Source organism: Sphingobacterium sp. UBA7631 (assembly GCF_002483935.1).
Classification (GTDB): Bacteria; Bacteroidota; Bacteroidia; order Sphingobacteriales; family Sphingobacteriaceae; genus Sphingobacterium; species Sphingobacterium multivorum.
The window spans coordinates 59,784-74,713 of record NZ_DLIX01000004.1 but is presented as its reverse complement, the minus strand read 5'-3'; the positions used below and the strand labels follow the sequence as shown (position 1 = coordinate 74,713).

The 14,930-nt window shown below is 39.6% G+C and carries 16 protein-coding genes; 4 read left to right on the top strand and 12 right to left on the bottom strand.

What is annotated here, in order from left to right; all coding sequences use genetic code 11:
- The first annotated feature begins 32 nt into the window (after positions 1–32).
- The 3 genes from mqnE to B3P16_RS05145 are packed head-to-tail and all read left to right on the top strand — an operon-like array spanning position 33 to position 2,593.
- Positions 33–1,232, top strand: coding sequence for an aminofutalosine synthase MqnE (gene mqnE / locus B3P16_RS05155; RefSeq protein ID WP_070567833.1), 1,200 nt, complete (start codon positions 33–35; stop codon positions 1,230–1,232).
- Between the two features lie 13 nt (positions 1,233–1,245).
- A complete protein-coding gene (locus B3P16_RS05150) occupies positions 1,246–1,872 on the top strand; it encodes a histidine phosphatase family protein (protein ID WP_159333055.1) in 627 nt (208 codons plus the stop codon).
- Positions 1,865–2,593, top strand: coding sequence for a menaquinone biosynthetic enzyme MqnA/MqnD family protein (locus B3P16_RS05145; protein ID WP_112376106.1), 729 nt, complete (start codon positions 1,865–1,867; stop codon positions 2,591–2,593). Before B3P16_RS05150 ends, B3P16_RS05145 begins: the two co-directional genes overlap by 8 nt.
- Before the next feature lie 184 nt (positions 2,594–2,777).
- Here the strand turns inward: B3P16_RS05145 and B3P16_RS05140 are convergent, their stop codons facing one another.
- The 6 genes from B3P16_RS05140 to B3P16_RS05115 form a co-directional block, all read right to left on the bottom strand.
- The gene (locus B3P16_RS05140) at positions 2,778–4,031 is read right to left on the bottom strand and encodes a DEAD/DEAH box helicase (RefSeq protein WP_286841634.1); all 1,254 of its coding nucleotides are present in this window, start codon (positions 4,029–4,031) and stop codon (positions 2,778–2,780) included.
- A 237-nt stretch (positions 4,032–4,268) separates the two neighbouring features.
- Positions 4,269–5,315, bottom strand: a complete 1,047-nt coding sequence (gene asnA / locus B3P16_RS05135; RefSeq protein WP_286841632.1) for an aspartate--ammonia ligase — start codon at positions 5,313–5,315, stop codon at positions 4,269–4,271.
- 252 nt (positions 5,316–5,567) lie between these two features.
- Positions 5,568–5,894 carry a HesB/IscA family protein gene (locus B3P16_RS05130; RefSeq protein ID WP_046675441.1) on the bottom strand — a complete coding sequence of 109 codons (327 nt, stop codon included), beginning with the start codon at positions 5,892–5,894 and terminating at the stop codon, positions 5,568–5,570.
- Positions 5,895–5,975: 81 nt separating this feature from the next.
- On the bottom strand, positions 5,976–7,154 hold the full coding sequence (locus B3P16_RS05125; RefSeq protein ID WP_286841631.1) for a cysteine desulfurase family protein: 1,179 nt from the start codon (positions 7,152–7,154) through the stop codon (positions 5,976–5,978).
- Between the two features lie 26 nt (positions 7,155–7,180).
- Positions 7,181–7,606: a DUF983 domain-containing protein gene (locus B3P16_RS05120; protein ID WP_046675442.1), complete on the bottom strand. Its 426-nt coding sequence runs from the start codon at positions 7,604–7,606 to the stop codon at positions 7,181–7,183.
- 2 nt (positions 7,607–7,608) lie between these two features.
- Positions 7,609–8,475, bottom strand: coding sequence for an AraC family transcriptional regulator (locus tag B3P16_RS05115; protein ID WP_070567827.1), 867 nt, complete (start codon positions 8,473–8,475; stop codon positions 7,609–7,611).
- A gap of 145 nt (positions 8,476–8,620) precedes the next feature.
- Here B3P16_RS05115 and B3P16_RS05110 point away from each other — a divergent pair, with 145 nt between their 5' ends.
- Positions 8,621–9,478, top strand: a complete 858-nt coding sequence (locus tag B3P16_RS05110) for a mechanosensitive ion channel family protein (RefSeq protein WP_070567825.1) — start codon at positions 8,621–8,623, stop codon at positions 9,476–9,478.
- Here B3P16_RS05110 and B3P16_RS05105 read toward each other — a convergent pair.
- From B3P16_RS05105 to B3P16_RS05080, 6 genes are all read right to left on the bottom strand, one after another.
- The gene (locus B3P16_RS05105; RefSeq protein WP_286768570.1) at positions 9,475–9,633 is read right to left on the bottom strand and encodes a hypothetical protein; all 159 of its coding nucleotides are present in this window, start codon (positions 9,631–9,633) and stop codon (positions 9,475–9,477) included. The two genes, B3P16_RS05110 and B3P16_RS05105, sit on opposite strands and share 4 nt — an antisense overlap.
- Positions 9,630–10,604, bottom strand: coding sequence for a 2-hydroxyacid dehydrogenase (locus B3P16_RS05100; protein WP_286841629.1), 975 nt, complete (start codon positions 10,602–10,604; stop codon positions 9,630–9,632). Before B3P16_RS05100 ends, B3P16_RS05105 begins: the two co-directional genes overlap by 4 nt.
- 153 nt (positions 10,605–10,757) lie before the next feature.
- Positions 10,758–12,188, bottom strand: a complete 1,431-nt coding sequence (locus tag B3P16_RS05095) for a serine hydrolase domain-containing protein (protein ID WP_286841627.1) — start codon at positions 12,186–12,188, stop codon at positions 10,758–10,760.
- 31 nt (positions 12,189–12,219) lie between these two features.
- Positions 12,220–12,960, bottom strand: coding sequence for a LytR/AlgR family response regulator transcription factor (locus B3P16_RS05090; RefSeq protein WP_070567819.1), 741 nt, complete (start codon positions 12,958–12,960; stop codon positions 12,220–12,222).
- On the bottom strand, positions 12,953–13,999 hold the full coding sequence (locus B3P16_RS05085; RefSeq protein ID WP_070567817.1) for a sensor histidine kinase: 1,047 nt from the start codon (positions 13,997–13,999) through the stop codon (positions 12,953–12,955). Before B3P16_RS05085 ends, B3P16_RS05090 begins: the two co-directional genes overlap by 8 nt.
- 3 nt (positions 14,000–14,002) lie before the next feature.
- A complete protein-coding gene (locus tag B3P16_RS05080) occupies positions 14,003–14,884 on the bottom strand; it encodes a LiaF transmembrane domain-containing protein (protein WP_083296035.1) in 882 nt (293 codons plus the stop codon).
- Between the last annotated feature and the right edge of the window lie 46 nt (positions 14,885–14,930).

Below are 14,930 nucleotides of genomic sequence, written 5' to 3'. Positions count from 1 at the left end.
GTACATTTGATTTAAGATAGGAGATACATTTAATGAACGCAATAGATAAATTGAATTTCTTGATTAACGATAAGAATTTAGCTGTCGAATTGAGAGATATAGCGGAGAAAGTTTTGCGAGAGGAGCGTATCACTTTTGAGGACGGCGTACTTTTGTATGAGAAAGGTGAGTTAGGCTACCTTGGTGTGCTTGCTAACTATATTCGCGAGAAACGCCATGGTGATCATACTTTTTTCAATCGTAATTTTCACATCGAGCCGACTAACGTCTGTGTATATGACTGTAAGTTCTGTTCGTATTCCCGCTTAATAAAAGAACGGGCTGAAGGTTGGGAGATGGAAGTCGACGGCATGATGGATATTGTGAAAAAGTACGACAAGGAGGCTGTTACTGAAGTTCATATCACCGGAGGGGTTGTTCCTAAGCAGAACCTCGAATTTTATGCCGATTTTTTTCGCAAATGTAAAGCACATCGTCCCGAGTTGCATATCAAAGGACTTACACCTGTAGAGTATTACTATATTTTCAAGAAAGCAAAATTGAGCCATTACGACGGATTGAAGTATCTGCAATCCTGCGGATTAGATTCTATGCCGGGCGGTGGTGCGGAAATCTTTCATCCAGAAGTCAGAGAGCAGATTGCACATGATAAATGCACAGCCGAACAATGGCTGGATATTCATGAGCAGGCGCATAAGCTGGGCATGCATACCAATGCAACCATGCTGTACGGCCATATAGAGCAGTTTTGGCATCGTGTCGATCATATGGAGCGCTTAAGACAGCTACAGGATAAGACTGGCGGTTTTCAGACCTTTATTCCACTAAAATTTAGAAACAAGGAGAATCAAATGTCCCATATTCCGGAGGTATCCGTTATTGAAGACCTCAGGAATTACGCGATCGCTCGAATTTACATGGATAATTTTGATCATATTAAAGCTTATTGGGCAATGATATCGAGAGATACGGCCCAGTTGTCCTTGGCTTTTGGGGTCGATGATATAGACGGAACACTGGATGATACGACAAAAATATACAGCATGGCAGGAGCAGAAGAGCAAAAACCGGGGATGACCACACAAGAGGTTGTCGAGCTGATAAAAAATGTTGGACGCCATCCGATTGAAAGAGATACCCTCTACAATGTGGTAACCGATTATAATGATGTTGTTTTTGATCAAGTTGATCAAAAGAAAAGCTATTACGCATTACCTGTTGTCAATTCATAACTCATATCGCACGTTGAAAAAGACATTTTATTTTATACGACACGGACAGACTGATCTAAATTTAAGAGGTATTGTGCAGGGGCGGGGTGTTAATTCCCCACTCAATAAAATGGGCATAGCTCAAGCTCAGGCTTTCTTTGATCACTATAGTACGGTGCCTTTTGATAAGATATATACCTCCACTTTATTGCGTACTCATCAAACTGTACAGGGGTTCATTGATTTGGATTTACCTTGGGAACAGCTTGTTGGTTTGGATGAAATAAGCTGGGGAGTTTATGAAGGAAAAGAACAAACACCGGAGTTGCTAGCTGGTTTTGAAAAATTGGTCGCAGCATGGCGCAATGGAGAATTGGATGTCAGTATCGAAAACGGAGAGTCTCCTCATGAATTAATGGCGCGTCAACAAGTCGCCTTGGATCATATGCTCGCTCAGACAGATGAAAAAAACATATTAGTCTGTATGCACGGTCGTGCTTTACGGATTATGCTTTGTCTAATGACTGGTGTCGATGCCCGTTATATGGATGATTTCCCGCATACAAATACTGCTTTATATAAATTGCTGTATGATAATGGTCAATTTGAGATTGTAGACCATTACAATACCGCACACTTAGAAGCATTGATAAATGAATAAAATTAGAGTTTCTGCCGTATCGTATACCAATACTTATCCATTTTTGAATGGAATACGTAAATCGAAAGTGATGGAGCAAATCGACTTGAGCGTCGATTATCCAAGTGCCTGTGCACAGAAAGTAATCGACGATCAAGCTGATATCGGGATTATACCGACAGCTGCCTTATTAAGTCTACCCGAGTACTATATTAATACCGATTTTTGTATCGGCACGGAAGGTGCTGTCGATTCTGTCTTTATTTTTGCCAATAAACCCATTGAAGAGGTAAAAACTTTACGTTTAGATAAGCAATCGCGCACTTCAAATGGTTTAGCACGTGTATTGATAAAAAATTATTGGAAAAAGGATGTGGAATTGATCGCTGATGAATCTATCGAGCCAGATGCCTATGTTTTAATTGGGGATCGTACTTTCGGTAAGAAGAATGCAATACCCTATGTTTATGATTTGGGGGAAGAGTGGTTTAATTTCACCGGACTTCCTTTCGCTTTTGCCTTATGGGTAAGTAACAAAAAACTTCCCGACTCTTTTGTAGAGGAATTCAATGAAGCTTTAGCGTATGGCGTTGAACATGCAACCGATGTGATAGCCGGTCTCCCAGAATTTGAGGACTTTGATTATACCAAATATCTGACAGAGCATCTTAATTTCCATTTGACAGCCAAGAAACGCGAAGCTGTACAATTGTATCTCCGGTATTTAAAAGAATTGGATTAACCTGGGGGCGCTTGGCCTGAACAGGAACGATGACATACCCTGAAAAATTTTAAATCAGAATCGCCAGGTAAGCCTTACACGGTATTGTGAAGGCTTACCTGGCGATTGATTTCCAAAGAAGAAAATACAAGAATTGAAGCCACCGTTTTACACTTGAATTCCAATTAACCAATGTTTTGGACCTTTAAGTACGTCCAATTTTTACTTTACGTCCTTTGATTTTTTGCCCATTTGCCTTGTTGATAATAAAAGGAGCAAGCTTTCTTTTAACGGCGACATAAGCGACCTTATCTTTCACTTCTATTATACCAATGTCGTCTTTTTCAACACCTTCCAAATGCAGGAGAAAACCTACAATGTCAATTTTATTGACTTTGTCTTTTCTTCCAGCACTAACATAAAGTGTGGCGAAAGGTGAATTTTCAGGAAGATCATAGTATTCGGGAAATTCCTCTTCAGGTATTTCCTCCGCTATATAGGGATACGCTTCTTCCGGCTTTAAGATGACATAGACATCACCCTTTGCCTGCATACGCGCAGTACGTCCATTGCGATGAATAAAGCCATCTACTTTATGCGGTAGTTGATAATGAATAATGGCATCAACTTCGGGGATATCCAGCCCTCTTGCAGCCAAATCGGTCGTGATCAAAACATTGTTGGAATGATTACGGAATTTGAGAAGCGCCAGTTCACGATCTTGCTGTTCAAGTCCGCCATGAAAGGTGTCGTGAATAATATTGCGATTATCCAGTAGTTCGCTGATGTGATCGACGGCATCGCGATGGTTACAGAAGATAATCATTTTTTTCGTCCCAATCTTGCAGATAAGTTTTAGTAGTGCCTCCAATTTCTTTTGAACAGGGGCAACTACTTTTTTAATTGTAATGCGGGGTATATTTTGTGAATTATTCAAAAAATCGACAAGAATAGGCTCCTCTATCTGTGTAAAAGGCGGAATTGCATCCATCATCGTTGCAGAAGTCAATATCCGCGATCTGATGGCCGGTATATGTCGAATAATAAAATCCATTTGTTGCTGAAATCCCAGTTCCAACGATTTATCAAATTCGTCTAGCACGAGGGTATGAATACCGGAAGGATCAAAATTTCCTTCTTCGATATGTTGTTTTATGCGTCCTGGAGTTCCTATAATAATTCCGGGAGCATCCTTGAATTCATTTTTTTCAATACGGGTACTATGACCGCCATAGGCACAGGTGACTTTGTGGCCAGTGGCTACCTTGCGAAGCACTTGCTCTATCTGTAAGGCCAGTTCGCGGGTCGGCACTAAGATCAGTACTTGAACCTCCCGAACGATTTCCTTCAGTTGCTCTAAAATGAGCAATGAAAAGGCCAAGGTTTTGCCAGATCCTGTGGGTGAAAGTAAGATGAAATCATGATCTTTTTGGTACGATTCCACTACTTTTTCTTGCATCTCATTTAAGGATGAGATACCTAATTTATTTAAAATAGCTTCTAGCTGCATTCAGCAAAAATACAAAATACCGCTATTTTGAAAGGAACAAACTCGAATGAAAATTTTTTAGGCATTTTGTAATTAAAAAAACAAGGTAATCAGTCTATAAAAGATGATTACCTTGCCTTGATTTTTATCGGTATACTGAAACACGCGGTATAGTTGCCGAGTTATTAATTTTCCATAAGTATTGTTTTATAGGATATCAATACCTTCTTGTCTTAATGTTTCTTTTTTGTCCTCTTCCCAGATACTGACTTGAACTTCTCCAATATGTTGTTTTTTGAGCATAAACATACAGACACGGGATTGTCCGATTCCACCGCCCATAGATTCCGGTAATTGATCATTGAGAAGCATGCTATGGAAAGTCAGTTTGGATTTTTCAGTGCAATTTCTGATTTCCATTTGATGTGCCAAAGCGGTTTTATCGACGCGAATCCCCATGGAAGAAAGCTCAAAGGCTGAATTTAAGATGGGGTTCCATACGAGAATATCTCCATTCAATCCTTTGTGTCCAGCCTCATTTGCAGTACTCCAATCGTCGTAGTCTGCTGCGCGCCCATCGTGTGCGACACCATTGCTGAGTGCCCCGCCGATACCATATAAAAATACTGCACCATATTCTTTTGTGATGGTATTTTCACGTTCTTTTGCAGTTAGATTAGGATATTTTTGCAGTAGCTCTTCTGCTGCAATAAATGTAATGGTTTCTGGGAGAATAGCTTTTATCTGTGGATAGTTGCTTTCAACATGTTGTTCTGTATAGCGTAATGCATCGTAAATTTTTAATACGGTATCTTTCAGTAAGGCCAAAGTACGTTGATCTTTATCGATTACTTTTTCCCAATCCCATTGGTCTACATATATCGAATGAATAGGGGTGTAATCTTCATCAGGACGCAGTGCTTTCATGTCGGTCACGATGCCTTCCCCGGGTAACATTTCAAGTTCTTTTAAACGGACTCTTTTCCATTTTGCCAATGAATGTACGACGACAGCCCTTTTTTCATTCAATGATTTAATCGGAAATGATACCGGGCGCTCAATTCCATTTAAGTCATCATTTAATCCTGTGCCGTCTAAAACCACCAAAGGCGATGAGATCGGAATTAAATTTAATGCTTTCTTTAGTTGTTGGACAAATGTATCTTTAACGAAGCTGATAGCAACTTCGGTATTTAAAAGTTTTCTTCCCTCCATATGAGTTAAATGAAATACCATGTGCGGATTGATACGCATGGTTTTATTTTTTATTCAGTTATTTCCTACAAAAGTATGAAAATATCACTGGTTAATCTGTTTGGTTGTGATTTTTAATATTTATCCATTAAAAAGTTGAAAAAATAAAAAAATTCTAACAAAATGAAGGTAGGTCAATATTTAATTATAAAACTAATAATTTGTTGGTGCAACTAAAAGTGTTTGGTTACTTACTAAAAGAGCCCTGAATATTTCAGGGCTCTTTTATTTATGGTGGATCGACGTGATTGATTAAACGGAGAAACTTTCGCCGCATGCACAGGTCCTGCTGGCATTCGGGTTATGGAATTCAAAACCTTTTCCGTTCAAACCATCGGAATAATCCAGTTCTGTACCTGCTAGGTATAAAAACGATTTTATATCCAAACAGACTTTCACGCCTTTATCTTCGAAAAATTGATCACCTTTTTTTTCTTCGTTATCGAAGTTCAGCTTATAACTCAAGCCCGAACAACCGCCACTTTCCACAGCAACACGCACAAAGTAATTGCTGTCATATTGCTCATCCTTCATGATTTCCTCGATACGAGTTTTTGCTTTGTCAGTAACTGTAATCATAGTAATATCCTTTGTATAGCACAAAGATACATACAATCTTGTTATATTTCGCCTGTTATAAAGTTTTTAGAATGTCATAAATTAATCGATCAGGCCAGCTTTGAAAAGTTGCCAGATGGGGGATTGATCGCGGATTTTGCGAACCGCATCTGTGACCAATTGAGCGCATTGTATAATATCCTCTTGAGTCGTAAATACGCTTAAGCTAAAGCGAATGGCCGATAATGCATCTTCTTTGGAGACATTCATAGCTATTAATACATGGGACGGTTCTCTGGACCCGGTTACACAGGCTGAGCCCGAGGAAAGGGCCAAAGCAGGACAGGCAGTCATTATTTCGCTGGCTAGGATGTGTTTAAAACTAATGTAACTGGTGTTGGGTAGGCGGGGTACATTTTTTCCATGAATGATGATTTCAGGAATATCACTTAAAAGTTCTTCCAATAGATCGCGGTTTCGTTCGACCGTATGATAAGATGTTGGTTTAAGCAGAGACAGGGCTTTTCCAAAGCCGACGATAGCTGGAACGTTGTACGTGCCGCCTCTAAATCCGCTTTCCTGACCACCACCTACAAGCAGCGGAGCAATCTGAATCGGCTTCGATTTGCGACGGATGTATAAGGCACCGATTCCCTTCGGGCCATGAAGTTTATGCGCACTCAGGCATAAAAGGTCAATCGGGACTTTTTGTAGATCAATGTTGATTTTTCCAACAGCCTGCGTTGCGTCACAGAAAAATAAGATGTCTTTCTCTGTACAAATAGTAGCGATTTGTGCTAGTGATGTACATACCCCTGTCTCGTTATTGGCAGCCATGATGCATACGAGTATGGTCTGGGAACTCATTGCATTTTTCAAGTCGTCGATATTGATCATTCCTTGTGCATCGACGGGTAGATAGCTGATCTGCGCTCCTTTTTTCGTCAATTGTTCACAGCAACTTAGGACAGCTTTGTGTTCTGTTGAAACGGTGATAATATGATTTCCTTTGGATTGATATTTGTCAAATATGCCGCAGATTACGGTATTAATACTTTCTGTTGCACCTGAATTGAAAAATAGTTCTTTTGGTGAACAATTCAGCACTTCAGCTATTTGCGCTCTAGCCAGTTGGACGGCGGCATTGGCTTCACGCCCCATTTGGTGATAAACACTAGATGCATTCGCATAGTTTTGGATGAAGTAGGGGGTCATGGTATTCCATACTTCATCCAAAATTCGCGTTGTTGCGTTGTTGTCCAAATAAATGATATCCTTCATCAGGATAAAGATAAGGATAATGAAGGTTATGCTGAAGCCTTCACATCAACTTCCTTTTTTTTGACATTTGGATCATATCTTAAGCCCGGGGTCAACCAATACATCAGTATGATACGGGAATAACGGTAGTTGAATGGCGACATTAAAACAACGCTCATGATAGCAACGGTTGCATAGAGTATAAAAGAAGAGTCATTGCCTGTCAGGATATAGGTTGCCATACAAGCCGTAACCATTTCTGCAATGGAGAAAGCATAGGTAACATACATGGCACCATAAAAATAACCTGGTTCACGCTCGTAACGAAGTCCACAGTATTCGCAATGGCTATTCATTTTTTGTACTTTAAGACCATAGGCAGGACCTTGGTATACATGGCCGATCCGGCATCTTGGACATTTCGCTTGCCATGCAGCTTTAAATTCAGATAATTCGTATTTAACCTCTTCCATAGTTATAGTTGTTTTCTGAACTCTTCTGGTGTGAGCCCAGCGGATTTTTTGAAAAATTTAGTAAAGTATGAGTTGTCATTGAATTGCAGCTCATCTGCAATCTCATTGATATTTAAGTTTCGATTGACCAATAGTCGCTTCGCTTCGAGTACAATCCGGTTTCGTATAATTTCACCTGCTGATTGTCCGATGTAGGATTTGCAGATCGCATTCAGATGATTGGGTGTAATAAATAACTGATCTGCGTACACACTGGGCAATTTGGTAGATCTGAATTGCTGTTCAACCAATTGCTGAAAACTATTGAATATTTTGTGATTATATGGCGTACTGTGCTCTTGATGATCTTTTTCCGTAGAAATTGAGATATACAATATAAATTGGAGCAGAAGTGTACGGATATAGTCTTCCGATTGACCTGCCGCTTTTGCGGAAGCAATTTGTTCAAGAATGTGAATAGCCTGCTTGCGAAATTGTTCCGCAATAACAAAAATAAGCTGCTCAATTTTACCCTGTAAGAAGCTGAAGCGTTCCAGGTAATCGGTTCTTAAGAGAAAAGACTGAAAATAGTCAATGGAAAAATTGACAACATAGCCTTCTTCGTCACCTGTAAAGTTCCAGGTATGAACTTGACCTGGTACCATAAAATAGATTTGATAAGGTTCAATGTTGTAATGATTGAAATCAATAATGTGTTCTCCTGAGCCCTTGGTGAATAGCACAAAATGGAAAAAATTATGTTTATGAGGAAACACCATATCCTGATGCTTGATGATATATTCTTTTAGATCATCAATATGAATCGTTGTTTTGTTATTTAGATCAATGCTACAACTATCAATAATCGGAATGGTATTTTTTCTATTCATATAGCAAAATTACGCTAAATATTCTTTTAATAGTGGTGTTTATTTGGTCTTTTATGGTGTTTTTCAATGATTTTTATATTTTGATACGGTATACGATATGTTGGAACAATCCTTGTGCCTAGAGGTTTAAAATATATTATACAACATGGAAAGTAATTTAAATAGTTTGGGGAGTAGATTTGGTCGTTTGACCGATATTGTCATTGAGTCTATTCCGGGGATTATAGGTGGAATTATCCTATTGATTCTTGGGAAATATGTGATCAATTTTGTAGATCGCTTATTACATAAACGTTTCGAAAAGAAGAATGTAGATCCCTCTATTCGGGCATTTATCTCCAGTATTGTAAAGATCGTCATGTGGGTGATGTTGCTCCTCACCGTCGCAAGTCAGATTGGAATACAGACAACTTCTTTTATTGCTGCTTTATCCGCCTTTGGGTTGGCCGTTGGTATGGCGCTGCAGGGAAGTCTGAGTAATTTTGCCGGCGGAGTGCTGATTTTGATGTTTAGACCATTTGAGGTAGGGGATTCCATCTCGAGTGCAAATGGTACCGCAGGTACTGTAGAGAGGATTGATATCTTGTATTCCACTTTAATAGGCGATGATGGTGTACGTGTTTTTAGCCCAAATGGCCCTTTGGCCAATTCGGTTATTAAAAACTATACGAAAATTGTGCAACGCATGTTTGAATATACCATCAGTATCTCTTATGATAAAAATGTGAAAGAAGCGAAAGATATTATATTAAGAGTTCTCCGTTCGAATGAAAATGTGTTGACAACTCCAGAGCCAACTGTTTTTATCAAAGAATTGGGAGACAGTGCCATGGTTTTAACCGTTCGTGCGTGGACGAAAAGAGAGCATTATGTCGCTGCTCGAAACTCAATGCAGGAAAAGATTATGTTGGAGCTGGAAAGGAACGATATTAGTTTATCTTCCAATCCGACACAGATTAGCATTGTTTCGAATTCAAGCGACCTAGGGACTGCAAAAGCTTAGTCCTGATCTGTTCCCAAGGCGTGTAAAAGGACAAAGTACCGGTAGGCAATGATAGCCTGCTGGTACTTTTTTAATTTCAAGGGATCCATCTTACCATATTTTGGTAAGATGGCTTTATTTAAGCTGTTTAAAAGCTGAAAAAATCTTCGTTTCATTGATATACCTCTTTATTGATAATCTGCGGCATTTTTTCGCCTTTAATTGCTGACAGTAAGTTACTGGCGGCCATCATTGCCATATTATCCCGCGTTTCTTCTGTTGCAGACCCGATGTGTGGCAGTACACAGACATTTTCCATATTTAACAGTGGATTTTTCGGATCCATCGGTTCAGGATTTGTCACATCAAGTCCGGCACCCCATAGTTGGCCAGTCTCTAGAGCTTCTGTTAGATCTATTTCATTGACCAATCCGCCTCTGGCGGTATTAATCAATATAGCGGAGTTTTTCATGCGCGCAAATGTCATTTTGTCAAACCGGTTTTTAGTCTCCGCTGTCAACGCCGCATGGATTGAAAGGACATCGCTCCGCGTGAGCAGATCGTCGAAATTCACATATCGTGCGCCAAGAATTTGCTCTGCTTCCTCATTACGGCTCCGATTGTAATAGATAATATCCATGTTATACGCTGCTTTGGCTTTTCTCGCGAATTCAAAGCCAATTCGTCCCAGTCCATAAATACCCAGTGTTTTGTTGTTGAGCTCGATGCCTAGGTTTGCCGTTGGATCAAAACCTTTCCATTCGCCCTGCAAAATTCTCTTGTGGTTGAAAAATGCCTTCCGCGATACCGATAACATTAAAAGGAATGCGACATCAGCTGTTGCTCCCGAAAGTATGCCTGGCGTATTGCTTACAGGTATTCCATGCTGTGTTGCGGCAGCGATATCCACATTGTCATAGCCGACACTCATGAGGGATAGGGCTTTAAGGTTTGGGCAGTTTTGGAAAAAATTAGCATCAAACTTTTGCATCCCACCATTCAGCACGTAATCAGCCTGTTGGCTCGCTTCGATAAGCTGCCTTTCGGATAGGGGATCAGCTGAATCGTGTATCGTTAGATCGTGACCGGCAGATTTTAATAAATCTATACCTTTTTGTGGTATTTTTTTAGTGATAAATATCTTCATGCAAATAGCTGTTCTTTAGCTTTCTTGTGATTGATTTTGGTAAATCAATTTGTGTTTTCTTCTAGTCAAAATTAATGATCACTCATCGCTATAACAACAAAAAAAACCATATTGTTGTTTCAATATGGCTCATTATTCTCTATTTTTTGAACTTTATTTTTTACGGAGTATGTAATCTAAAATAGCTTTACCCTTATCATCGGCAGAGATGGCAGAATTGGACAAGATGATAACGCCACTTTTTTTATCGGGCGATAAGGCTAGATAGGAGCTGCTTCCGGCAGTTCCGCCATTGTGCCAATAGACCGTTAGGTCGTCAATCAGGTTCATATGCCATGCGAGTCCCAAGTCGGTGTCTGGAGGCAGAAAAAAAGTAAACAATCTGGTGTTTGCCATGGCGTTTTCCAATGGGGTCTGCGGCATCTTGAATTGCGCATTCGCAAATTTAAGCAGATCCTCAAGAGTCGATTTTAATCCGCCAGCGGGACCAAAAGCGTCAAACGACCAGGGAATTACTTCTTGACCATCTTTGTTGTATACTTTAAAGGTATCTTTTCTTTTAGGATCCAATACCTGAAAGGTATTACTCATTTCGAGCGGCTTGCAGATGATGTCTTTTACAAGCTGATCATAGCTTTTTTTATAGATACTGCATATAATGTCTCCTAATACGGCGTAACCAAGGTTGCTGTACTCATACTCTTCACCTGGTTTCTTGTTATTTTTAAAGCTTGCGAGGAAACTATAAAGTGCTTTTTTATCGTATGTTTTGTAAGGATCGTTTTCGTTAAATCCTTTGACTTTGTCGAGATTGTCAGGAAGTCTTGGTAAGCCAGAGGTATGATTGGCCAACATTTGAAACGTTATTTTTGAAAGTTCTTGATTTTTCTTGAGTGTATCAGGAAGAAATAGCGCAATAGGCTGATCTAAGGTTATCGTTCCTTCTTCGACAAGATTTGACAAAAGTATAGCGGTAAAAACTTTACTTAACGAACCAATTTCATAGGTAGACGTTTTTGTAGGCGCTGTTTGGTTGCCTTTGGCAGTCTCACCATAGAAATAGCTTTTTGTTTGTCCATTCTTTAGAATGCCAATTGCAAGTGATTGCGTATTTTGTTGTTTCAAATAAGCATTTGCAACAGAATCGACAAAAAGGTCGTCATTATCGACTGATTTCTGTGTGGCAGGTACCACAATAGTTTTTTCCACTTGAGGCTTGATTGCCAGAGGAGTGAATTTTAATGTATTGAATTTTAAGGTTGTGTCCGTTGCAAAAAGAACCTCATACGATTGGCTGTCGAAGTCCATCTGATAGGTTGCAAGCCCTTTTTCAAACTCTTTTATGGTTGAGCTTTTTACCCTTCCTAAGGGATAGAGTTCCTGTAGTACTTGCGTGAATTTGGCTAAGCTAAATTGTTGTTTGAAGGTGTCACTGGCCAAATTATAGGCGGAGTCTGTCATCTGGGAATTGATAAAAAATTCCAGCTTATTGTAAACTCCTTTATTGATCTGTTCTGCAGGATTCGTTTGGGCAAAGGAGTAAGATGTGATGCCCAGCAATACTATTGTAATAAAATGTTTCATAACGATTGATGGGCACAAATCTACGGAATGTTTAAATTCCAATCAATTGTTTTAATCGGGCATAGCCTGATTTACTGATATTGAGCTTTTCGCCTGATGTCAGTGCAGCAATATACGAATCCTTTTCATAAGGTTCCAATTTGGCCAACTGATCCACTTTAATGATAAAAGATCGGTGTATACGGACAAATTGATTCGGATCCAAAGATTTTTCAAAAAATGCCATTGTTTTATTTTTCAGGTACATGCCATCTTTGGTATGAATTTTAACATAGTCGTCATAAGACTCCAGGTATTTGACGGTATCAATCGGAATAATCTTGATCTGGGTGCCTGTTTTGACAACAATACGGTCGATTTTTGTTTCGTCCTGCGCTGTAAGCACTTCGTAGTTGGGTTGAACTTTTTTCTCAGGTGCGGAGTAGCTTGCCCTGAATTTTTCTAAGGCTTTTTTGAAACGTGTTGGTGATACTGGTTTTAATAGGTAATCCAAGGCGTTCTTTTCGAAAGCTTTCAAGGCGTATTCGTCAAAAGCGGTCGTAAAGATGACCGCCGGAGGGTCGTCAACGAGTTCAAGCATTTCAAATCCGGTCAATTTGGGCATTTGTACGTCCAGAAAAATTAAATCCGGTTCGTGCGTATGGATAGCCTTAACAGCTTCAAAGCCATCACCACATTCCGCCACAATGGATATATCGGCTTCATTTTTTAGGTAACCCGCAATAATGGAGCGTGCAAGGGGTTCATCATCGATAATTACGACTTTAATCATATTGAGGTATTTTTAGAGTGCTAATAAATATGTTGTCCTGAATTTGAGTTTCCAGTAGATCATTTCTTCCATAAAGGAGATATAATCTGCGTTGAATACTCGATAGTCCAAATCCAGTGCCTTTTTTTGGTTTTGACTGTTCTTCGGTATCGAATGGGTTGGTAATCTGGATCAGCAGTTGGCCATCATTCGAATGGCATTTTATTTTAATTTCTACTTGATCCGTTACATTATATAACCCGTGTTTAATCGCATTCTCCACCAGTGGCTGAATAATCATGGCAGGCAATCTATTGTTAAAAATTTCTTCTGAAGAAGAGATGGATGTATTGAGTCGATGACCGAAGCGTACTTTTTCAATATCGAGATAAAGTTGAAGGTGATCGAGTTCTTCTTCAAGTGTGATAATTTGATTATTTTCTTTTCTTAGTGTTCCTCTTAAAAAGTCCGATAGCTGGAACGTCATGTTTCGGGCTTCATCCGGATTGGCGCCAATAAGTGCTATAATGGAGTTGAGGCTATTGAAAAGGAAATGAGGCTGTAACTGTTGTCTTAGATTATACAGTTCGGCTTCCCGAAGTAAATTTTCGGATTCCTGCTTCCGTTTGATATTGTTAATATTGTCTTCCTGAATATTCCAGACAATGTTGATAATGGCAACAGAAGTCAAAATGAGGAAGTTAACGATGCCCCGATAAGGTAATGTTAAGTCCAGCAATGGGGTAAAGGTCGATTGGATAAAGTAACTCATCAAGAATCGGCTTAATGCGATGCTTATTGCGCCCATGATTAAACCGATGATGAGTACTTTCCAAATCTCCCGGGGTTGTGGGGTGTAGAAATTGAGTGCTGATGACATGCCATAGCAGCAAAACATCATCACCATACTGTTTATAAATGAATCCTTGAATGCAAGTTGCTGATCAAATCCAGAACGAAGCATCAATAGGTATTGTAATGCAAGATATCCGATAAATACGGATACACAGATAATGCCAATTAGTCGACTTTTAACACTGAGGAACAGCTTGCTTTTCATCTATTAAGCATTTTTTATGGTTAAATTACCTAAAATACAGGTGCCTGTTATATAGATTTTTTTATCTGTATCGGGGTTATAAATCGTTTGGAACCGACGGTCATCGACAGAGCCTAAGACCGAGGCGACGTTACTAAATACTGTCCAATGTGGGGGGATAATTATACGTGCGCTGCCAAACAATTGGAACGTATCGATCACAATTGGCTGCTGAATATCTGCTTTCGTTAAATCTAGCTCTACGCTTCCAAATACATTGGTCAAATTGCCCCCTCTAAAGTTTTTGGAATAAATGACTTTCTTTTGGCCCGCAAAGATGCTGTTCAGATTGAGGTTGTCCTCAAATGACTGGTGAAAGGAACCTTTCTCTTTGTCGCCAAAAGCCTGCTGATTAGGCGAGGCTTGTTGGCTTGAACCGTATTGTTCATTAAATGGTCTTGATTCCTGATCCGTAATGTTGCTCTCAGTTGCGCCCTCTACAGGTACACTGACTCGCTTATCCCAGTCGTAAGAGCCTTGTGGCGGATTAGGGTAAGTTGGGGGAACCATCGGCGGTTTCCTTTTGCTCATGATAAAGTAGATCCCGAGCGAAATGATGATGATAGGGACCGTTACAGAACCAAAGTCTGTACGCATCATTCTTGAAATAAGGCTCGCTCCGCCTATGATCAATAGGATAATTGCCGATTTTTTCTGAAATTGGGAATTTATGCCAATGACCAATCCAATAATGATTAATATCGTTTGCCAGCCAAATAACCAATCCGGAAACCAGCTTCCTAAATTGAGGTTATTCAATAATAAGAATATACCTACGATGATCACAATCGCTCCTACAATATTGCGGCTATTATTGCTGTTTGGTATGATGGGTTCTTTTTCCATAATGTTTTTACTATTTATGACTCAAAGATAGAGGCACAAATATATT